This window comes from Jeotgalibacillus proteolyticus (genome assembly GCF_002926065.1).
Lineage (GTDB): Bacteria > Bacillota > Bacilli > Bacillales > Jeotgalibacillaceae > Jeotgalibacillus > Jeotgalibacillus proteolyticus.
In genome coordinates this window covers 279396-299647 of sequence record NZ_PREZ01000002.1, presented here as the reverse complement: position 1 = coordinate 299647, position 20252 = coordinate 279396, and the positions used below count along the sequence as shown (strand labels likewise).

22 protein-coding genes are annotated in these 20252 nt (G+C 41.8%); 21 read left to right on the top strand and 1 reads right to left on the bottom strand.

Features of this window, described 5'->3' with window-relative positions; genetic code table 11:
- Positions 1 to 3 precede the first annotated feature (3 nt).
- The 17 genes from mtaB (at position 4) to recO (ending at position 14394) form a co-directional block, all read left to right on the top strand.
- Positions 4 to 1347 (top strand): tRNA (N(6)-L-threonylcarbamoyladenosine(37)-C(2))-methylthiotransferase MtaB, encoded by a 1344-nt coding sequence (gene mtaB / locus C4B60_RS05200; RefSeq protein WP_104056948.1) that lies wholly within the window; start codon positions 4 to 6, stop codon positions 1345 to 1347.
- Between the two features lie 121 nt (positions 1348 to 1468).
- The gene (gene deoC, locus C4B60_RS05195; protein ID WP_104056947.1) at positions 1469 to 2140 is read left to right on the top strand and encodes a deoxyribose-phosphate aldolase; all 672 of its coding nucleotides are present in this window, start codon (positions 1469 to 1471) and stop codon (positions 2138 to 2140) included.
- Positions 2141 to 2418: 278 nt separating this feature from the next.
- Positions 2419 to 2592 (top strand): 30S ribosomal protein S21, encoded by a 174-nt coding sequence (rpsU, locus tag C4B60_RS05190; RefSeq protein WP_039809800.1) that lies wholly within the window; start codon positions 2419 to 2421, stop codon positions 2590 to 2592.
- A gap of 22 nt (positions 2593 to 2614) precedes the next feature.
- Positions 2615 to 3061 (top strand): GatB/YqeY domain-containing protein, encoded by a 447-nt coding sequence (locus C4B60_RS05185; protein ID WP_104056946.1) that lies wholly within the window; start codon positions 2615 to 2617, stop codon positions 3059 to 3061.
- Between the two features lie 204 nt (positions 3062 to 3265).
- Complete coding sequence (locus tag C4B60_RS05180; RefSeq protein ID WP_209020069.1) at positions 3266 to 4585, top strand: NfeD family protein; 1320 nt, start codon at positions 3266 to 3268, stop codon at positions 4583 to 4585.
- A gap of 21 nt (positions 4586 to 4606) precedes the next feature.
- Positions 4607 to 5590: a flotillin-like protein FloA gene (gene floA, locus C4B60_RS05175; protein WP_104056945.1), complete on the top strand. Its 984-nt coding sequence runs from the start codon at positions 4607 to 4609 to the stop codon at positions 5588 to 5590.
- Between the two features lie 44 nt (positions 5591 to 5634).
- Positions 5635 to 6216 (top strand): hypothetical protein, encoded by a 582-nt coding sequence (locus C4B60_RS05170; protein WP_104056944.1) that lies wholly within the window; start codon positions 5635 to 5637, stop codon positions 6214 to 6216.
- A gap of 58 nt (positions 6217 to 6274) precedes the next feature.
- Complete coding sequence (gene yqfC, locus C4B60_RS05165; protein WP_104056943.1) at positions 6275 to 6574, top strand: sporulation protein YqfC; 300 nt, start codon at positions 6275 to 6277, stop codon at positions 6572 to 6574.
- Positions 6571 to 7752 carry a sporulation protein YqfD gene (locus C4B60_RS05160; RefSeq protein ID WP_104056942.1) on the top strand — a complete coding sequence of 394 codons (1182 nt, stop codon included), beginning with the start codon at positions 6571 to 6573 and terminating at the stop codon, positions 7750 to 7752. The genes yqfC and C4B60_RS05160 overlap by 4 nt, the downstream gene beginning before the upstream one ends.
- Positions 7749 to 8714 (top strand): PhoH family protein, encoded by a 966-nt coding sequence (locus C4B60_RS05155; protein ID WP_104056941.1) that lies wholly within the window; start codon positions 7749 to 7751, stop codon positions 8712 to 8714. Before C4B60_RS05160 ends, C4B60_RS05155 begins: the two co-directional genes overlap by 4 nt.
- A gap of 141 nt (positions 8715 to 8855) precedes the next feature.
- A complete protein-coding gene (locus C4B60_RS05150) occupies positions 8856 to 11003 on the top strand; it encodes an HD family phosphohydrolase (RefSeq protein WP_104056940.1) in 2148 nt (715 codons plus the stop codon).
- Positions 11000 to 11473, top strand: a complete 474-nt coding sequence (gene ybeY, locus C4B60_RS05145; protein WP_104056939.1) for an rRNA maturation RNase YbeY — start codon at positions 11000 to 11002, stop codon at positions 11471 to 11473. Before C4B60_RS05150 ends, ybeY begins: the two co-directional genes overlap by 4 nt.
- Before the next feature lie 2 nt (positions 11474 to 11475).
- Entirely contained in the window at positions 11476 to 11841 is a 366-nt protein-coding gene (locus C4B60_RS05140) for a diacylglycerol kinase family protein (protein WP_104056938.1), read from the top strand.
- 149 nt (positions 11842 to 11990) lie between these two features.
- Positions 11991 to 12398 (top strand): cytidine deaminase, encoded by a 408-nt coding sequence (locus tag C4B60_RS05135; RefSeq protein WP_104056937.1) that lies wholly within the window; start codon positions 11991 to 11993, stop codon positions 12396 to 12398.
- Positions 12382 to 13293, top strand: coding sequence for a GTPase Era (era, locus tag C4B60_RS05130; protein WP_104056936.1), 912 nt, complete (start codon positions 12382 to 12384; stop codon positions 13291 to 13293). Before C4B60_RS05135 ends, era begins: the two co-directional genes overlap by 17 nt.
- A gap of 116 nt (positions 13294 to 13409) precedes the next feature.
- Positions 13410 to 13562 carry a YqzL family protein gene (locus tag C4B60_RS05125; RefSeq protein ID WP_104056935.1) on the top strand — a complete coding sequence of 51 codons (153 nt, stop codon included), beginning with the start codon at positions 13410 to 13412 and terminating at the stop codon, positions 13560 to 13562.
- A 43-nt stretch (positions 13563 to 13605) separates the two neighbouring features.
- A complete protein-coding gene (gene recO / locus C4B60_RS05120; RefSeq protein WP_104056934.1) occupies positions 13606 to 14394 on the top strand; it encodes a DNA repair protein RecO in 789 nt (262 codons plus the stop codon).
- 39 nt (positions 14395 to 14433) lie between these two features.
- Here recO and C4B60_RS05115 read toward each other — a convergent pair whose 3' ends face one another.
- The gene (locus C4B60_RS05115; RefSeq protein WP_425331153.1) at positions 14434 to 15801 is read right to left on the bottom strand and encodes a glycine--tRNA ligase; all 1368 of its coding nucleotides are present in this window, start codon (positions 15799 to 15801) and stop codon (positions 14434 to 14436) included.
- Between the two features lie 450 nt (positions 15802 to 16251).
- On the opposite strand from C4B60_RS05115, the gene ccpN reads away from it, so the two are divergent.
- The 4 genes from ccpN (at position 16252) to dnaG (ending at position 20227) form a co-directional block, all read left to right on the top strand.
- A complete protein-coding gene (gene ccpN / locus C4B60_RS05110) occupies positions 16252 to 16887 on the top strand; it encodes a transcriptional regulator CcpN (RefSeq protein ID WP_209020062.1) in 636 nt (211 codons plus the stop codon).
- Positions 16888 to 16905: 18 nt separating this feature from the next.
- Complete coding sequence (locus C4B60_RS05105; protein WP_104056931.1) at positions 16906 to 17712, top strand: pyruvate, water dikinase regulatory protein; 807 nt, start codon at positions 16906 to 16908, stop codon at positions 17710 to 17712.
- 172 nt (positions 17713 to 17884) lie between these two features.
- Positions 17885 to 18361 (top strand): YaiI/YqxD family protein, encoded by a 477-nt coding sequence (locus tag C4B60_RS05100; RefSeq protein ID WP_245153876.1) that lies wholly within the window; start codon positions 17885 to 17887, stop codon positions 18359 to 18361.
- 45 nt (positions 18362 to 18406) lie between these two features.
- Positions 18407 to 20227: a DNA primase gene (gene dnaG / locus C4B60_RS05095; protein WP_104056930.1), complete on the top strand. Its 1821-nt coding sequence runs from the start codon at positions 18407 to 18409 to the stop codon at positions 20225 to 20227.
- Positions 20228 to 20252 lie beyond the last annotated feature (25 nt).

Genomic DNA, 20252 nt, shown 5'->3' with positions numbered 1-20252 from the left:
AAAATGGCTACTGTTGCATTTCATACCCTTGGCTGTAAAGTAAACCATTATGAAACAGAAGCAATTTGGCAGCTGTTTAAATCAAATGGCTATGAACGGGTCGATTACGAGCATTCATCTGATGTTTATGTAATCAATACCTGTACGGTGACAAATACTGGCGATAAGAAAAGCCGTCAGGTAATCCGACGGGCAATTAGAAAAAATCCCGATGCGGTTATTTGTGTAACCGGCTGCTATGCTCAAACGTCCCCAGCTGAAATTATGGCAATTCCGGGCGTTGATGTAGTTGTTGGAACACAGGACCGTACGAAGATGCTTGATTATATAGAGCAATATAAAACCGAAAGACAACCGATCAATGGCGTAACCAATATAATGAAAAACAGGGTTTATGAAGAGCTTGATGTGCCTGCGTTCACTGACCGTACAAGAGCTTCTTTAAAAATCCAGGAGGGCTGCAATAATTTTTGTACCTTCTGTATTATTCCATGGGCACGCGGCTTAATGCGTTCGCGTGATCCAAAAGAAGTAGTGAGACAGGCACAGCAGCTTGTCGATGCAGGCTATAAAGAAATTGTTCTTACCGGCATTCATACCGGAGGCTACGGAGAAGATATGAAGGATTATAATCTTGCCATGCTTCTTACTGATCTCGAACGTGAGGTAAAGGGATTAAAACGAATCCGTATCTCTTCCATTGAGGCAAGCCAATTGACAGATGAAGTGATCGATGTCATTGACCGCTCATCTATGGTGGTGCGTCATCTCCATATCCCTCTTCAGTCAGGCTCCAACACGGTTTTAAAACGAATGAGACGGAAGTATACAATGGAGTTTTTCGCAAGCCGTCTGGAAAAACTGAAGGCTGCACTGCCTGGCCTGGCAGTCACATCAGATGTAATTGTAGGCTTCCCGGGTGAAACAGAAGAAGAGTTTATGGAAACCTTTAATTTTATTAAAGAGCAGAAATTCTCAGAGCTTCATGTATTCCCTTATTCCAAGCGTACAGGTACACCTGCAGCGAGGATGGAGGATCAAATCGATGAAGAAGTTAAAAACGACCGTGTTCACCGATTGATTGCTCTATCTGATCAGCTTGCTAAAGAATATTCTTCTAATTTTGAACATGAGGTTTTAGAAGTTATTCCTGAAGAAAAATATAAGGATGATCCAACTGGGCGTTTATACGTTGGCTATACTGATAACTACCTGAAAGTTGTTTTTCCTGCTGATGAAGAAATGGTCGGGAAGCTTGTGAAGGTGAAAATTACTGAAGCGGGTTATCCGTTTAACAAAGGGGAATTTGTCCGTGTTCTGGAAGATGCACCTCTAATCACACATTAATGTACAAGCACCGGCCGTTTTCGGTCCGGTGCTTTTCACTGGAAACGTTATCTTTTAAATAGCCTATTCACAGTTTAAATGGTAATATAGGTACGGACATCTAATTAAAAGGAGAATGATTATGACTACAGATATAGCAAAAATGATCGATCATACATTGTTAAAACCGGAAGCGACGAAAGAACAGATTGTTGAGCTGTGTGAGGAAGCAAGCCAAAATGGATTTATGTCAGTATGCGTAAACCCTGCATGGGTCAAGCTTTCAAGCGAACTTCTCCATGAAACAGATGTAAAGGTTTGTACGGTTATCGGTTTTCCTTTAGGTGCTTCTGCCACCCAGACAAAAGCCTTTGAAACTAAACAGGCAATTGAGGATGGTGCAACAGAAGTTGATATGGTTATTAATGTTGGCGCGCTTAAAAGCGGTCAATTTGAGGATGTTCAGCAGGACATTCAAGCTGTAGTAGCAGCTGCTAAGGGAAAGGCTTTGACAAAGGTCATTATCGAAACTGCTCTTCTGACTGACGATGAAAAGATCCGCGCCTGCGAATTAGCAGCAGCTGCTGGAGCAGACTATGTAAAGACGTCTACCGGCTTTTCTACAGGCGGAGCAACAGTGGATGACATTAAATTGATGAGGGAAACTGTGGGCCCTGATATTGGTGTAAAAGCTTCAGGAGGTGTTCGTTCCACTGAGGACGCTACTGCTATGATTGAAGCAGGAGCAACAAGAATAGGGGCAAGCTCAGGGGTTAAAATTCTTCAGGGCCTTGTAGCTGACAGCGATTATTAAGATTTTTATAGGTAGAAGAAAGCCTCCTTTTTTGATCAGAAGGAGGTCTTTTCTTGTGCATTTTTCAATTGAAGAAGGATATGGCATTAAGTTTATTAATTGGCCTAATAATGGTTGACCGCAACGGAGCCATATATTATACTAATTAAGTACATGGGATGCTTCCCATGAATGCCAGTAAGTATCCCTATCTTACTGCATGCAATGAAGGATGACCTTTCGTTATTCTCTTTGCTTGAACTTGTAAGTGTAGTGTGTTCGGAGGGAGGGAAAGAGAGATGTCAAAAACGGTTGTTCGTAAAAACGAATCGCTTGAAGATGCTCTTCGCCGCTTCAAAAAGACTACATCAAAGGCTGGTACTTTACAAGAGTTCAGAAAACGTGAATTCTATGAGAAGCCAAGCGTGAAGCGTAAGAAAAAGTCTGAAGCAGCAAGAAAGCGTAAGTTCTAATTTAGAATAGAGGGTGCTTGTAGTGAGTCTTCTTGAGCGTCTTAACCAGGACATGAAAGCAGCGATGAAAAATAAGGAAAGAGAAAATCTTTCTGTTATTCGCATGGTTAAAGCATCTCTGCAAAACGAGGGATATAAGCTCGGCAGGCAGGAATTGACTGATGACGAAGCGATCACTGTTCTTTCGCGCGAATTAAAGCAACGGAAAGACTCCTATCGGGAGTTTAAAGCTGCTGGTCGCGATGACCTGGCTGATAAGCTTGAATTTGAAATTGCGCTAATTGAAACCTATATGCCCCGCCAGCTGACAGAAGAAGAGCTTGAGTCCATTGTTATTGAAACAATCAGTGAGACAAACGCCTCCTCTAAAGCGGATATGGGCAAGGTCATGAGTGCTATCATGCCAAAGGTTAAAGGCAAGGCTGATGGAGGCAGAGTGAATACTCTCGTCCTGCAGCACTTATCATAAAAAGCTGACCACAATACATTTTGTATTCAGTCGAGATAAACAGGCCGTGATGATTTTCATCACGGTCTGTTTATTTTCCGAAGGAACGTGCACAATGTATAGGGGTCAGTTGTTTTTTTTTTTGAAAAGTATTATTTCTTGAAACCTTTTCGCTTTTTGTGCGTAAATAAAGTAACGGAATTAATAATCAGAAAGGGGGGGATTATTGTGATTCGTAAAGGGACTGCCATTTTTTTAGTTCTGACATTCTTTTTTTCTCTGGCGTTAACGATTCAGCCTGTGAAAGCAGCAGATAAAGTAGTATATGTCGTTCCGCTTGAGAAAGAGGTTGAAAGAGGGCTTGCCTCCTTTCTCGAACGCGCTATTAATGAAGCCGAAGAAGCTGGAGCAGAAGCCATTATTTTTAACATAAATACACCAGGTGGAGCAATAGATGCTGCAAGGGATATAGGTCAGATATTTACTAATTCCGAAATTAAAAAAATTGCTTTTGTTAATCCAAACGCATTATCTGCAGGGGCTTATATCTCACTCTATGCTGATGAGATTTACATGACGCCATCCGCTTCTATGGGGGCAGCCGCTGTGATTGATTCGGCAGGAAATGCAGCGGACAAAAAGACGATAAGCTATTGGAATTCTGCCATGAGCTCTGCAGCGGAATCCTCAGATCGCAACCCTATTTTTGCAAGGGCAATGGCAGACGATACTGTTGAAATACCGGAGGAGTATGGAATTGTAAGTAATGGATTTTTGACACTGTCCTCCAGTGAGGCAAGGCAAGTAGGATATTCTGAAGGAACTGAGGAAAACCTTGATGCTCTACTAAGCGAACTTGGCTATGAAAATGCTGAAATCCGCAATTTAGAGCCTAGCTTCCTTGAAAACCTGGCCCGCTTCATCACAAATCCTATTGTTGTGCCAATACTGCTTTCAGTTGCAAGCTTAGGGTTAATTGTTGAACTATATTCTCCTGGCTTTGGTGTAGCAGGTATGATGGGACTGACTGCCATGATGCTGTTTTTCTTTGGCCACTTAGTGGCGGGACTTGCAGGGTTTGAGGTCTTAATTCTCTTCATTATCGGGATAGGATTAATTATCGCAGAGTTTTTTGTTCCCGGCGGTATCCTCGGAGCGCTCGGTTTGGTAGCTATTATTGCAAGTATCTTGCTGGCGGGTAACAGCATTGTTTATATGGGCATTGCACTTGCAATCGCTTTACTCGTCGCAGTAATCGGGATGGTGATTATGGTGAAGTTTTTGGGGAAAAATCTTCATTTGCTTAAAAAAATAATTCTTAGCGATTCAACAAGTACTGAAAGTGGATACGTTTCAAATGTAAATCGTGTAGAATTAATCGGAATTACAGGTATTACTAGAACTCCACTGCGTCCTTCTGGTACCATTGTAATTGGTGACGAGCGAATTGATGCGGTTACTGAAGGCGGCTACATTGACAAAAATAAACAGGTCAAGGTAGTGAAAGTGGAAGGCTCCCGGATCGTTGTCCGGGAAATAGATTAAGAAGAAGGAGTGGTTAATTAAATGGGCACAGAGGCAATTACGTTAATTATTGTCATCGTAGCAATTGTAATCGGTTTAAGCATACTGTTTACATTTGTACCTGTCATGCTTTGGATTTCAGCGCTGGCAGCAGGAGTAAGAGTTAGTATCTTTACACTGGTAGGGATGAGACTGAGAAGGGTTATTCCAAACCGGGTCATTAATCCAATGATTAAAGCATCAAAAGCGGGTGTGGACGTAACGATAAACCAGCTAGAGAGTCATTATCTTGCCGGCGGTAACGTTGACAGGGTAGTAAACGCACTTATCGCTGCTCAGCGTGCAAACATTGAGCTTGCGTTCGAACGCTGTGCTGCCATTGACCTTGCAGGTCGTGACGTGCTACAAGCTGTACAGATGAGTGTTAACCCTAAAGTTATTGAAACACCTTTTATTGCAGGTGTAGCGATGGATGGAATCGAAGTGAAAGCAAAAGCAAGAATTACTGTTCGTGCTAATATTGAAAGATTAGTCGGTGGTGCAGGAGAAGATACAATCGTCGCCCGTGTAGGTGAAGGGATTGTAAGTACGATCGGTTCAAGTGATAACCATAAAAAGGTTTTGGAAAATCCTGATCTTATTTCTCAGACAGTTCTTGGGAAAGGTCTTGATTCAGGAACTGCTTTCGAAATTCTCTCGATCGATATCGCTGACGTTGACATCGGTAAAAACATTGGAGCTGAGCTTCAAACCGAGCAAGCGGAAGCAGATAAAAACATTGCACAGGCTAAAGCGGAAGAACGCCGTGCTATGGCCGTAGCTCAAGAGCAGGAAATGAGAGCCCGCGTAGAAGAAATGCGTGCGAAGGTTGTGGAAGCAGAAGCAGAAGTACCGCTTGCTATGGCAGAAGCACTGCGCGAAGGAAACATTGGTGTTATGGACTACATGAATATTAAAAATATTGACGCTGACACGGAGATGCGTGATTCGATCGGTAAAATCTCCGGCGACAAAAAAGAAAAATAAAAAGCAAGCTCAGGCAATTCAGATCCTGAAGGGAGGATCCCTCCATGGAACTCATTATTTTTGCGATAATTGCGGGTATTATCAGCATGATAGGAAACCAAAAGAAAAAGGGCGAGCAGCAACAGCAGCCAAATCAAAAGCAGCAGCCCAGGCAGCAACAGCAGCATAAAACTGCTCAAACTTCCAAGCAGCGGCCAAAGACGCAATCTTCAAGCTCCCGGTCTTCTCAACCTAGAACTGAAAGATCTGGAACGGACAGGGGTTCTTCGAATAGAGGAGACAGAATAAAGAATGTACGGGATGCTTTTGATAAAAGAGCAAAGGAATTAGCAGCTGAATATGAACGTCATCGAAGTGACATGGAAAGTGCTAAACCAAAAACCCCCCAGCTGCAAGTAGAAGTAGTGGAGGATCCGAGTCCGGATTTCTCAAGAGAAAGCGATCTTTCCCGCACTGATAGAGGTTCTTCTGCAAGTAAGAAGAAAACAAAACCTTATCAGGAAGTTAAAGAACTGCCAATTAAAAATGGACTTAGTGAAAAAGATCTTGTGAATGGAATTGTACTGGCGGAAATACTTGGGCCGCCACGTTCAAAAAAACCGCGTTCGCACAGGCATACTCGCTAAAATAGTTATGAGTCCCCCTTTCTTTTCATATAGATGAAAAGAGAGGGGGGCTTTATTTATGTCAGGCTGGCTAACAAGAACAAAACAATGGATCGGCAGTACTCTTCAGCTTCCAGATGATCTGCTGCTGGATTTACCGAGAGTGACATGGATTGGTTCCTTTCTTTTGCATATTGAAAATCATAAAGGCTTAGTGAAGGTTGAAAAGAAATGCATCTCCGTTCGGGTATACGATGGCATGATCGAAATTAATGGAGATTTATTACATATCCAGTCAATGGTAGCTGATGAACTTGTTATAAAGGGTGACATCGCTCAGGTCGAATATATTCAACAGCAAGGTGGAGAAAAGAAATGAAGCAAAAGCTGCCAGGTACAGTTCAAGTGACTGTCAAAGGAAGGGCTTATCCTGTTGTACTACAACGCCTTCATCAGCAGTCAGTTCCCCTCCATGGAATCACTTCAAGCGGAGACAATGAAGTACAGTTTTATCTTTCCTATCAATCGCTTCAGACGCTTAGAAAAGCTGTATTTAAAACCGGCTGTAAAATTCACCTTAAAAGAGGCCAGGGGTTAATATACGAGATTGAAAACCTGTTCAATTTTAAATCGTTTATCGTGTGGCTTCTGGTAGCTATTGTTCTGGTTATGGGGAGTACCAGGTTTTTATGGGCAATCGAACTGGAGGGCGCTACACCCGAAACTCGGCAGGAGGTTGGAGAAGCCCTAAGAGACCAGGGGTTTTTATTTGGGACATTAAAGCGCAAACTGCCGGCCGAAGACCAAATTGCGCCGGTGCTCTACGATGAGATTGAGCAGCTGTCCTGGATGGGGCTTGAATGGCGCGGCACCAAACTGGTAGTCCACCTTAAGGAAAAGCAGGGAATAACCATTAATGAGCAGCTGACGCCTTCTCATATTGTTGCAGCTAAAAAAGGAACGATTCAATCCATGAACATTGAGTCCGGACAAGCTGTAGAAAATGTAAACAGTGTCGTAAAAAAAGGTCAGTTAATTGTAACCGGGCTAGTTGGCCGAGAAGAGGATAAGCATGCCGTGCCCTCTAAAGGTGTAGTCATGGCAGAAACGTGGTATGAAGTTAATGTAAGCATTCCTGAGCAATTAACAAGAGAAGCTCTTACCGGGAAAGAGAAGAAAAAATTTGTTTTTCAAGTTGGGAATATAAAAACGCCGCCGCTCAGTTTTTCCAGAGAATCGTTTGTGCAGTTCGCTGAAGAGGAAGTTGTTGCCCCGCTTAAAATCTTTGGAATTAAGCTGCCGGTACAGAAGCATGTAATTTCCATGTATGAAACAGTTCGGACGCAAACAAAAGTGGACCTGGCTGAAGCAAAAAAAATCGGATTATCAGTTGCACGAGAAGAGGTTTTATCCATTATTGGCGGAAAGGGAAGAATTGAGCAGGAAAAATTTTTGCATGAACAAAATGAGAATGGTAAAGTTAAGTTAACGATCTATCTTCAAGCTATTGAAGATATTGCGAAAGTACAACCTTTTAGCGAGGAGACACGCGAATGACTGATGAAAGAACGACACTGGATCTGCCATTAGAAGACCCGAATGAAGCTGTATCCTTATTCGGCACTTCTGACACACATCTGAAAACGATTGAAGCTGAACTGGAAGTTACCATAATCTCCAGAGGGGAAACGGTAAGAATTTCAGGATCTCCAGAGAAAACAGCTCAGGCGAAGCAGGTGGTTGAACAATTATTAAGTGTAATAAGAAAAGGTATTCAAATTAGCCAGCGTGATGTTATTTATGCCACGCAAATGGCTCTTCGTGGAACGATTGAATATTTTGATGAAATATATGATGAAGAAATCACAAAAAATGTAAAAGGTAAATCAATTCGTGCTAAGACAATGGGTCAGAGGCAGTATGTAAAGAATATACAAAAAAGCGATCTGGTTTTTGGAATTGGTCCTGCGGGAACAGGAAAGACGTATCTAGCGGTTGTAATGGCAGTAAATGCTTTAAAGAAAAACAAGGTTCAGCGCATCATCTTAACACGTCCGGCTGTTGAAGCAGGTGAAAGCCTTGGATTCCTGCCAGGCGATTTAAAAGAAAAAGTGGACCCATATCTCAGACCTCTTTATGACGCTCTCAATGACGTTTTAGGAGCCGATCATACCCAGCGGCTTATTGAAAGGGGAATCATCGAGATCGCTCCGCTAGCGTATATGAGGGGACGCACTTTGGACGATGCGTTTGTTATTTTGGATGAAGCACAAAATACAACCCGTGCTCAAATGAAGATGTTTTTAACCAGACTTGGCTTTGGATCGAAAATGGTGATTACCGGAGATCAAAGTCAGGTTGACCTGCCCAAAGGAATGGAATCAGGTTTAGTCGCAGCCCAGTCCATTCTGAGAAATGTCCCTGGCATTACTTTTAACTATCTGGAGCAGGCCGATGTTGTCCGGCACCCTCTGGTAGCACGTATTATTGGAGCCTACGATCAAACAGAGAATAAGTGAGAAAAAGTCTGTCCAACTTCCAAAGTGGGACAGACTTTTCATTTTTATCCTGCTATTTTCTGCTATAATTAAGTTACGCACAAATTATACATATAAAAGGGTAAATCGCTGGGATCTTTCTCGTAAAGAGGAGTGGGGAGTATGGAGTATTGGATTAGACGAATAAGGACGCTTGTGAGCTACCGGCTATTTACCTGGGTCATATTAGGGCTAGTTGCTTTAATGACGTTTCTTCTTTTATTTAGTCATGTCCGTATAGAAAAATATGATATTCAATTATTTTCAGTGGCAGACGAGACTATCCGTTCGCCAAAAACAATTATTGATACAAGAAGGACGGATATCGAACAGGAGCGTGCTGCTTCAGAGGTGAACGAAGTGTATGTTTACCGCCCTGAAATAGTTGATAACCGGACTTCCCTCGTGTCTTCGATTTTTGACTTTGCTGCTGATTTTAACAAAGACACTACTGAATCTGGGGAGCAGGAGACGGCAGTTACAGATAATATGCTTAAGAATTTAAGAGATGCTTTATCGGAGGACGTTTCAGAGGATGTAACCGCTGAGATTGATGATTCAATTTTTGAAATGCTTCTAATCGCAAGCGACAATGAGCTTGAACGAACAAAAGGGATATTAGTAAACCAGATAGAAGCGTCAATGGCAAATCCTATCAATCAGACTGATATTCCTGCTATTAAAGACCGTTTAGAAGAAAGACTGTCAAGCGTTGCCATACATGAGGATTTGAAGAAGGCTTCCATTGAGCTCGGCAGGTTTGCCATTGTTGAAAATAACATTTTCGATGAGGAGCAGACAGAAGCAAGAAGAGAGCAGGCAAGGGAAGCATTGGATCCTGTTCAAATCCTTGAAGGACAGGTAATCGTTCAGGAAGGGTATTTAATTGACCGGGATATCTACCGGCAGCTTGAAGCACTTGGACTAACAACTAATGATGAAACGATCGCACCATTTGCAGGGCTTGTCTTATTTTCAATTTTAATTATGCTCGTATTATATTTTCAGTTTTCTTCCTGGACAATTGAAGAGGAGAAAAAGCAAAATTACCTTACTCTTGTCAGCATGATTTTTCTGGTATCGCTCGGTTTAATGAAAGTAACAGAGCTTGTAAGGGAGCTTGATATCCCTCATGTTCAATATTTATTTCCGGCTGCTATGGCTGCAATGATGATTAGAAGCATGATTAACACGAGGCTTGCATTAGTAGTGACGATTTTGCTGGCTGCCTCCGGAAGCATCGTTTTTAACGACAGCATCACAGGTTCAATAAATGTAGAAATCGCCATTTACTTTTTATTCAGCGGATTAGCGGGAGTGCTGTTTCTGTCGTACACAAAACAGCGCACCTATCTTTTGCGGGCAGGATTATTTGTTGCCTTGGCAAACATTCTGGTGGTAACGTCAATTGGTTTAATTGAAAATGCTCAATACAGCCTGACAGACTGGACTGTTTATCTTCTTTTTGCTGTTACTTCAGGGGTGCTTGCATCAGTTCTCACGACTGGACTTCTCCCGTTATTTGAAGCGGGCTTTGGAATTTTATCCACAATGAAGCTGGTGGAGCTTTCCAATCCGAATCATCCTTTATTAAAACGTATTCTGACAGAAGCTCCCGGCACTTACCATCATAGTGTGATGGTGGCAAATCTTGCTGAATCGGCCTGTGAGGCAATCGGAGCTAATGGTTTACTCGCTCGTGTAGGCTGCTATTATCATGATATTGGCAAAATAAAACGTCCGCATTTCTTTATTGAAAATCAACTAAATCAGCAAAATCCGCATGACCGCCTTAATCCGGAAGCGTCGAGAGATATCATCATCGCTCATGCACTGGATGGTGCTGAGATGCTGAAAAAAGCCAAGCTGCCTAAGGAGTTTGTTGATATCGCTGAGCAGCATCACGGGACAACGCTTTTAAAGTTTTTTTACTATAAGGCAAAAGAAAAAGGGATGGATATACGTGAGGAGGACTACCGTTATCCCGGTCCTAAACCCCAGACGAGAGAAGCTGCTGTCATTTCAGTAGCTGACAGTGTTGAAGCTGCAGTCCGTTCTATGAAGGATCCGACCCCTGAAAAAATAAAGGATCTTGTTCAATCCATCGTCCAGGACCGTTTGAAGGATGGCCAGTTTAATGAGTGCGATATTACGTTAAAAGAACTGGAAATTATTAAAAATGCTTTTTGTGAAACACTAAATGGGATATTTCATTCAAGAATAGAGTACCCGGAGTTCACAAAAACAACGGAAAGGAAGAAGGAAGCATGACTCTGCAAATTGATTTTTCTGATGAAACAGAATTATTGGGCGACGAAGATACAGACTTAATTGAACGCCTGCTTGTTTTTGCAGCACAGGAGGAAGGGGTGCAAAACAGCGAGTGCTCAATCACCTTTGTATCAAATGAACGTATTCAGGAAATAAACCGGGAATATAGGAAGAAGGATCAGCCGACTGATGTCATTTCCTTTGCATTGGAGGATGAGGGAGAAGGAGAAATGAAGGTGCTCGGAGGCGAAGACATGCCAAGAGCGCTCGGAGATATTATTATCTCTGTTCAGGTGGCAAAAGAGCAGGCTAAAGAATACAATCATTCCTTTTCAAGAGAGCTCGGATTTTTAGCACTGCATGGATTTTTACATTTACTCGGATACGATCATATGAAAGAATCGGATGAAGAAGTTATGTTTGGCCGTCAAAATACTATTTTAGAGGAATTTGGATTAAAGAGGTTATAGGGATGAACTGGCAGAGGCTGCGATTATCTTTTTATTTTGCCTGGGAGGGCCTAAAGGATGCGTATAAAAATGAACAGAACTTTAAACTTCATCTTGCTGCAGGTTCTATAGTCGTTGGTGCCGGCTTCTTCTTTAAAGTATCCCAATTTGAATGGCTGGTTTTAATCGCTGTAATAACGGGAATTTTGTCACTGGAGCTAGTGAACACAGCAATTGAAAGAAGCATTGATCTCATCACTTCCGACCGCCACCCTTTAGCAAAAAAGGCAAAGGATGCTTCAGCTGCTGCTGTATTTTTATTCTCGCTGGGCGCTGTAATCATTGGGATTGTCATTTTTATTCCAAAAATCCTCACATGGCTGTTATAAAAGGAGTATAGTTTTTGGAAGTGGAAGTTTTGTCCGGGCTGCCTGATCTAAAATATAGTACAATGAATAGGGCTTGCGATATAAGCCGTGTAACATATAAACATAACGACTGTACCTGACTGTTGAACATATCAAAGGAGAGCTGAAGGATGAAGATCGAACAATTGATGAATGAAGCCAAGATTGCCAGGGAAAAGGCATATGTACCCTATTCCAAATTTAAGGTGGGAGCAGCCTTATTAACGGAGGACGGAAAAGTTCATCACGGCTGTAATATTGAAAACGCTGCCTACAGCATGTGCAACTGTGCTGAAAGAACAGCTCTTTTTAAAGCATACGCAGAAGGCGATACAAAATTTAAAGCGATTGCAGTAGTAGCAGATACACGCCGTCCGGTTCCGCCTTGCGGAGCTTGCAGACAGGTCATCGCAGAGCTGTGTGACCAGTCGATGATGGTATATTTAACAAATTTAAATGGAGACGTTCAGGAGCTGACTGTAGCAGAGCTGTTGCCTGGCGCTTTTTTACCGGAGGATTTACATGGAGAATCAAACTAAACACAAATCAGGATTTGTTTCAATTATTGGAAGACCTAATGTAGGGAAATCAACCTTTCTAAACCGTGTCATTGGCCAGAAAATCGCTATTATGAGCGATAAGCCGCAGACCACCCGAAATAAAATTCAGGGGGTAATGACCACTAATGACAGTCAGATGATTTTCATTGATACACCGGGCATTCATAAACCTAAGCATAAGCTTGGGGACTTTATGATTAAAATGGCCACCAACACTTTTCGTGAAGTCGATTTAATTTTATTTATGGTTAACGTAGACGAAGGATTAGGCCGCGGCGATGAATATATAATGGACTTATTAAAGGATGTTAAAACGCCGGTATTTTTAGTGCTGAATAAGATTGATACCGTCCATCCTGATGAATTGCTGCCAATTATCGATAACTACAGATCCCGTCAGGAATTTAAAGAAATCGTACCAATCTCAGCCTTAGAAGGAAATAATGTAGATACACTGCTTGAACAGATTAAAGAAAATCTGCCTGAAGGGCCTCAGTATTATCCGGCCGATCAAATAACCGACCACCCTGAAAGGTTTATTATTTCAGAATTAATCCGGGAGAAGGCTTTGCATTTAACAAGAGAAGAAGTCCCGCATTCCATTGCTGTATCAATTGACAAGATTCAAAAAGAAGAAGGCAAGGAAATTATCAATGTGATGGCTACCATTATTGTAGAACGTGATTCCCAAAAAGGGATTGTTATCGGAAAACGCGGCGCAATGATGAAGGAAATCGGGCAGCGTGCACGGCAGGATATTGAGAATCTGCTTGGCTCCAAGGTATATTTAGAGCTCTGGGTGAAGGTTCAAAAGGACTGGCGCAATAAAATGAGCAATCTGAGAGATTTTGGCTTTAAAGAGGACGATTATTAAAAGTTGGATTACGCCGGCAGGATTGGGAAATGTTTCGAGCCATCATTGATGAGTTTAGGTGGAACACTAAAAACGTAACTGTATTCATGAGTATCAGCATGAAAGGAGTGAAGCGTATGTTAAATTTTACGTGGGAAGTTTTTAGTCAGACAGGTGATGTGGAATTATACCTGCTTTTTAAAGAGATTGAGGGGGAGGATTTCATTTATCCCGGCAAAAGCTCTCCTCTATCTCAGGAGGAAGAACAAGGATTCAATTCAACGGTTTAATCCCCTGTAATCATCTGGCGGTCCGGCAGCAGGGAGGATTATCATGCTGGAAAAATGTGAAGGCATTGTTGTTCGGAAAAGCGATTATGGAGAATCCGATAAAATCATTACGATATTTTCCAGAGAGTATGGAAAGTTTGCGGTCATGGCAAAGGGAGCAAAGAAATCAAACAGCCGTCTTTCTGCTGTATCCCAGCTCTTCACACATGCTCACTTTTTATTCCGTAAAGGAACAGGAATGGGAACGCTGCAGCAGGGGGATCTGGTTGCTTCTCAGCGGAGAATCAAAGAGGACCTCTTTAAATCAGCATTTGCTACTTATATGGTAGAACTGCTTGATAAAGGACTTGATGATCGGAAAGTAGATCCCTATCTGTTTGAACTGCTAGCCCAAAGCCTTTCATTTATTAATGAAGGGTATGATGAAGAGGTTGTCTGTTTTATTTTTGAGATGAAAATGCTGCCTGTCTATGGGGTTCAGCCTGTGCTTGACCGGTGTGCCCATTGCGGGGAAACGGAGGGACACTTTTCGTTTTCCATCCGGGAGAACGGCCTGTTATGTCACCGTTGCAGCGGGATGGATCCTTACCGTTTAGCTATATCGAAGCAGACGGTACGGCTTCTTCGCATCTTTTATTTTATAGATTTAAACCGCTTAGGGTCTATTTCTCTTCAGGAAGGAACAAAAAAAGAGCTTCGTCAGGTAATACGGACGTATTATGATGAGTATGTGGGTGTGTTCATCAAATCCAGAGCTTTTCTTGAACAATTAGACCGCATGAAAACCGTTCTGCGGGATGATTCAAAGGACGGGGAAAACAAAGATACATAAAAAGAAGCAGCCCAATCCGGCTGCTTCTTTTTACTGTAATTAAAATTTAATTGCATTTGCTAAAAATGCTTTAACTTCTGAAATCGGCATTCTGACCTGGTCCATTGTATCACGGTTTCTTACTGTAACCTGCTGATCTTCTAGTGAATCGAAGTCAAATGTAATACAATAAGGGGTTCCGATTTCATCCTGGCGTCTGTACCGTTTCCCAATGGATTGAGATTCATCATAATCCACCATAAAATCTTCAGCCAGCGCCTGATGCACTTTAAGAGCTTCTTCCCCAAGCTTTTTCGAAAGCGGAAGCACAGCGGCTTTAAATGGAGCAAGAGCCGGATGGAAGCGAAGAACCGTACGCTGCTCGTTTTCAAGATCCTCCTGCTCGTATGCATCACAAAGGAATGCCAATGTTACTCTGTCAGCTCCAAGTGACGGCTCAATACAATAAGGAACATACCGTTCGTTCGTTTGCTGATCAAGATAGGTAAAATCTTCGTTCGAGTATTCCATATGGCGTTTTAAATCAAAATCTGTCCGGTCGGCAATTCCCCATAATTCACCCCATCCAAACGGGAATCGGTATTCAATATCAGTGGTTGCATTGCTGTAATGAGAGAGCTCATCGGCATCATGATCACGCAGCCTCATGCTGTCCTGTTTCATGCCGAGATTTAATAGCCAATTTTTACAGAATTCTCTCCAATAGCTGTGCCACTCAAGATCCTCACCCGGCTTACAGAAAAATTCAATTTCCATTTGTTCAAATTCGCGTGTACGGAAAGTGAAGTTACCCGGTGTGATTTCGTTTCGAAAGCTTTTACCGATTTGTCCAATTCCAAAAGGAACCCGCTTTCTCATGGTCCGTTGAACGTTTTTGAAATTCACAAAAATCCCCTGAGCGGTCTCAGGACGAAGGAAGATTTCATTTGTTGAGGCTTCTGTTACTCCCTGAAACGTTTTAAACATCAGATTGAATTGACGGATGTCCGTAAAGTCTTGTTTTCCGCAGGTTGGACATTTAATGTCATGTTCAACAATCAGCTCCTGCATTCTTGAGAACGGAAGACCATCAACAATCATCTCCTCGCCCTTAGCTTCAATGGCATCCTCGATCAGCTTATCTGCACGGTGGCGTGACTTACAGCTTTTGCAGTCGATCATTGGGTCGTTGAAGTTTCCAATATGACCTGATGCTTCCCATGTTTTTGGGTTCATTAAAATGGCGGCGTCCAGGCCTACGTTATAAGGAGATTCCTGAATGAACTTTTTCCACCATGCTTTTTTAATATTATTTTTTAGTTCTACACCTAGGGGACCATAATCCCATGTATTAGCCAGTCCGCCATAAATTTCGGATCCTGGAAATACAAATCCCCGATGTTTTGCCAATTGTACAATCTCATCCATTGTAGACATACATCTTCACTCCTTAAAATTTTTCTGCGGACCAACACAAAAAAGCTCCATCCCCAGGCTATAATAGCCTAGGGACGGAGCTGTTACGTCCGCGGTTCCACCCTAGTTAATGCAAGCTGCATTCCCTTCGTTTTTGCATTGCTCTGGATTGCCTTTTCCCTGCTATCCAGGCTTTCACCGTCCCTGGTCGCTTCATTGTGCAGGTACTTATCTATCCTTCATCGCGCTACTATAAGTGTTAATATGCTTATCCTACCACGGTTTTTTTGAAATCTCAATAAAACAGAGAAGAAATGGGCTAAAAAGTTGCACTCTAACGCACTGCGTACTAAAGTAATGTGATGCAGGCAAAAGAAATAGTACTGTACATTCGAAAAAACTCTGTTTATAGGATATAATATTAATTAAACAGTATGACATAATTAACATAGGTGTTAGGTGGTGACCACGATCGAACTGAATAAAAGACAATCGGAGATTTTGCAGATCGTTAAACAGAATGGGCCGATAACGGGAGAACAAATTGCAGAAAGGCTGCATTTAACTAGAGCAACATTAAGACCGGACTTAGCTATTCTTACGATGGCAGGATTTTTGGATGCCAGACCAAGAGTAGGTTATTTTTATACAGGAAAATCCGGCACACAGCTTTTGACAGAGAATCTGAAAAAGCTGTATGTAAAGGATTTTCAATCGCTTCCTGTTGTTGTTAATGATAATGTTTCAGTATATGATGCAATCTGTCATATGTTCCTTGAGGATGTAGGAACCCTGTTTGTGGTGGATCAAAAATCCATGCTTGTAGGGGTTCTTTCAAGAAAAGACCTCTTGAGAGCAAGCATCGGACAGCAGGATCTTACAAGTCTTCCTGTAAATGTTATAATGACAAGAATGCCAAATGTTACGTATTGTGAAAAAGACGATTTGCTGGTGAATGTAGCTTCAAAATTAATTGATAAGCAGATTGACTCTCTTCCGGTAGTAAGGAAAGTTGAAAACGGGTATGAAGTCTTCGGACGAATTACAAAAACAAATATTACAAAAGCCTTTGTGAGCCTGTCAAAGGATGAGTCGTAGGGTAAGGTGGTGCAGAAGATGAATGAAATTAATGTATATGTTGTATCAGACTCAGTAGGGGAAACGGCTGAATTGGTGGCAAAAGCATGTGTCAGCCAATTTAGACAATCAAGGAAATCGATTACGATTAAACGTTTTCCATATGTTGAGGAAATTTCAAATGTGGACGAAGTAATTGCCTTAGCAAGAGAAGACGAGGGAATTATCGTTTACACGCTCGTGCGGCCTGAAATCAGAAGCTACATAAAGGAACAGATTAAACTTCATAATATTATTGCACACGATGTGGTCGGTCCGATTATCAATTCACTGCAGGCTGCAAGCGATGAATCTCCGATAAACGAACCGGGCATGGTCCATGAGCTGGACGAAGATTATTTTAAGAAAATTGAAGCGATCGAATTTGCTGTGAAATATGATGATGGCCGTGATCCCAGGGGAATATTGAAAGCCGACATCGTACTTGTAGGGGTATCAAGAACCTCAAAGACTCCTTTATCCCAGTACCTGGCTCATAAACGACTAAAAGTTGCAAATGTTCCTTTAGTTCCTGAGATCGAGCCGCCCGCAGAGTTATTTAAGGTTAATCCATCAAAATGCTACGGGTTAAAAATCCGTCCTGATAAATTAAATAATATTAGGAAAGAGCGGCTTATCGCGCTTGGATTAAATGATGATGCCACATACGCCAAGATGGAAAGAATTCAGGAAGAATTAATGCATTTTGAGCAGATTGTGAAAAAAATCGATTGCCCTGTCATTGATGTAACGAATAAAGCAGTAGAAGAAACAGCCAATATTATTTTAAATGATGTTTTTAACTGAAAATTGATTTTTAAATGAAGAGATGCCTTGTTCAGGCATCTCTTTCTATTAAACTTAAAAACTGAGATAAAAGGATGGCTAAATGTAATGCATTATACTATAATAAAAAATTGTGAGAAAAAACTTTTTCATGCACAAAGGAGTTCACAGTTTTTTGTAGAATTGTTTGTTCATGAATACTTTAAGAGAAGATGTCATGATATTTATTGATGCAGATGCTTGCCCAAAGGAATTAAAAAAAATTATTGAACAGCAGGCGCTTAGTCACGGTGTCGATTATATGTTTGTTGCTTCATTCAAGCATTATAGCCCTGATGCTGACCCTGGTGTTTGGACCTTTATTGACGAAGGTAAAGAAGCGGTGGATCTTTTTATTTTAAACCATGTCCAAAAGAAGGATTTAGTTATAACCCAGGACATCGGACTCGCTTCTTTAGTTCTGGCTAAAGGTGTTTACGCACTTTCTACGAGGGGAAAGCAATATCAAGAAGACACAATTGATACAAGTTTGTCATTTCGCTATCTATACCAAATGGAGCGAAAAAAGGGGCGTTATGGAGGAGGGCCAAAGAAGCTTACGAATGAAGATCTCCAGCAATTCTCTGTTAACCTTTCAAAATATTTATCGCTTCATGCAGGAAATGATTGATTAATGGCGAATTAACTAATATCACGCTAGATGGTGGTGTTTTTTGTGTCTGATCGAATTCCAGACGAACTAGTTGAAGAGATTCGGAAAAGAACAGACATTGTTGATGTAATCAGCGATTATGTTCAGCTTAAAAAGCAGGGAAGAAATTATTTTGGGCTATGCCCGTTTCACGGTGAGAATTCCCCATCCTTTTCCGTTTCTCCAGAGAAGCAGATTTTTCACTGCTTTGGATGCGGAGCGGGAGGAAATGTTTACAGCTTTTTAATGGACCATGATGGTGTGTCGTTTAAAGAGGCTGTGGCCATTGCCGGGGCTAAGACAGGCGTGAAAGTTGACCTTTCGAACGCCGAATCCACAGAGCAAAGCACACAGGACAAAAAGTTGCACCAGGATCATCTGGAGGCCCACGAGCTGCTTTCTAAGTTCTTTCATCATCTGCTTATGAATACAAATGAGGGTCAAAAATCTCTCGAGTACATGATGCAAAGAGGTTTTTCTGAAGAGCAGCTGAAAAGCTTCAGAATCGGATGGGCCTTGCCCAGCTGGGACTTCACTTCCGAATTACTCAAAAAAAGAGGGTTTGATCTTTCATCTATGGAACAGGCAGGGCTCGTTATTAAAAGAGATGACGGCTCATATTTTGACCGCTTCAGGGGCCGTATTATGTTCCCGGTGGAAAATGACCGGGGCCAGGTTGTTGCATTCTCCGGAAGAATTATTGAGAAGACATCAGATGAACCAAAATACTTAAACAGTCCTGAAACACCGCTTTTTCAAAAAAATAAAGTATTGTTTAATTATCATAAGGCCAGAGGCGCAATTAGGCGCGAACAGTCAGTCGTGCTATTTGAAGGCTTTGCTGATGTTATTTCCTCAAATGAACACGTTCCGAACGGTATTGCAACAATGGGAACCTCATTATCCAACCAGCATATTGGCATGATCAAAAGGCTCACCAATCAGGTCATCATCTGCTATGATGGCGATCAGGCGGGGATTGAAGCTGCGTTTAAGGCAGTAAGGGAAACAGCAGCTTCAGGTTTGGAAGTGAAGGTTGCCATATTACCTTCAAAGCTTGATCCTGATGACTATATACAAAAAAATGGCAGCCAGAAGTTTAGGCAGGAAATAATTGATTCAAGTGTGTCAATTATGGCATTCAAAATGCATTATTTCAGGTCTAAAATTAATTTATCAACAGAGGACGGACGTTTGCACTATATAAATTCCGTCTTAAAAGAAATTGCTGTATTACCGGGGGCAGTTGAGAAGGAGCTGTATATCAAGCAGCTTTCCGGAGAAACTAACCTTTCCATTGCTGCATTGTCCGAACAGCTGTCGAGCATTACTCCGCGTGAAAATACCAGCAGCGAACCGCCACAGCCGCCAAAGACAGTACAGACTGGCGGAGCATTTCAGCGTAAATCAACCTTGATGCCGGCTTATCTTACGGCTGAAAGACATCTTTTAGCCCATATGATGGCCAATGCTGAAACAGCTTATACCGTTCAGAATCTTTTAAGTGGAAAAGTATTAAATAAAGATGAACATCAGGCAATTTACACCTATCTTTTAGCCTACTTTGAGGATGGCAGCCGCTCTGATTCAGGAGCATTTATGCAAATGCTGCCAGACCGGCATCTCAGAGCAATTGCAACCGAGATTAATATGATGGACATTAATCCTGAAGTCGGCAGCGAAGAATTAAATGATTATGTATCAGAGGTGTTAAAATACCAAAAGATGTTGAAAATAAAGGAAAAAGAAGCTGAGGAAAAAGAAGCAGAACGCAATAATGATTTTCGCAAAGCTGCTGAAATTGGAATGGAAATTATCCATTTGAGGAAAGCTTTGAAAAGATAAAGTCGTGCAAGCCTGGAAGGAGGGG

Bases quoted from the DNA above. Each gene is read 5' to 3' on its own strand.
- rpsU (WP_039809800.1), top strand. From the start codon at position 2,419: ATGTCAAAAACGGTTGTTCGTAAAAACGAATCGCTTGAAGATGCTCTT.
- C4B60_RS05100 (WP_245153876.1), top strand. From the start codon at position 17,885: ATGAATACTTTAAGAGAAGATGTCATGATATTTATTGATGCAGATGCT.
- C4B60_RS05155 (WP_104056941.1), top strand. From the start codon at position 7,749: ATGACTGATGAAAGAACGACACTGGATCTGCCATTAGAAGACCCGAAT.
- C4B60_RS05115 (WP_425331153.1), bottom strand. From the start codon at position 15,801: ATGGATGAGATTGTACAATTGGCAAAACATCGGGGATTTGTATTTCCA.
- C4B60_RS05140 (WP_104056938.1), top strand. From the start codon at position 11,476: ATGAACTGGCAGAGGCTGCGATTATCTTTTTATTTTGCCTGGGAGGGC.
- C4B60_RS05160 (WP_104056942.1), top strand. From the start codon at position 6,571: ATGAAGCAAAAGCTGCCAGGTACAGTTCAAGTGACTGTCAAAGGAAGG.
- ybeY (WP_104056939.1), top strand. From the start codon at position 11,000: ATGACTCTGCAAATTGATTTTTCTGATGAAACAGAATTATTGGGCGAC.
- C4B60_RS05135 (WP_104056937.1), top strand. From the start codon at position 11,991: ATGAAGATCGAACAATTGATGAATGAAGCCAAGATTGCCAGGGAAAAG.
- C4B60_RS05125 (WP_104056935.1), top strand. From the start codon at position 13,410: ATGTTAAATTTTACGTGGGAAGTTTTTAGTCAGACAGGTGATGTGGAA.
- yqfC (WP_104056943.1), top strand. From the start codon at position 6,275: ATGTCAGGCTGGCTAACAAGAACAAAACAATGGATCGGCAGTACTCTT.
- deoC (WP_104056947.1), top strand. From the start codon at position 1,469: ATGACTACAGATATAGCAAAAATGATCGATCATACATTGTTAAAACCG.
- mtaB (WP_104056948.1), top strand. From the start codon at position 4: ATGGCTACTGTTGCATTTCATACCCTTGGCTGTAAAGTAAACCATTAT.
- era (WP_104056936.1), top strand. From the start codon at position 12,382: ATGGAGAATCAAACTAAACACAAATCAGGATTTGTTTCAATTATTGGA.
- floA (WP_104056945.1), top strand. From the start codon at position 4,607: ATGGGCACAGAGGCAATTACGTTAATTATTGTCATCGTAGCAATTGTA.
- C4B60_RS05150 (WP_104056940.1), top strand. From the start codon at position 8,856: ATGGAGTATTGGATTAGACGAATAAGGACGCTTGTGAGCTACCGGCTA.
- recO (WP_104056934.1), top strand. From the start codon at position 13,606: ATGCTGGAAAAATGTGAAGGCATTGTTGTTCGGAAAAGCGATTATGGA.
- C4B60_RS05170 (WP_104056944.1), top strand. From the start codon at position 5,635: ATGGAACTCATTATTTTTGCGATAATTGCGGGTATTATCAGCATGATA.
- C4B60_RS05105 (WP_104056931.1), top strand. From the start codon at position 16,906: ATGAATGAAATTAATGTATATGTTGTATCAGACTCAGTAGGGGAAACG.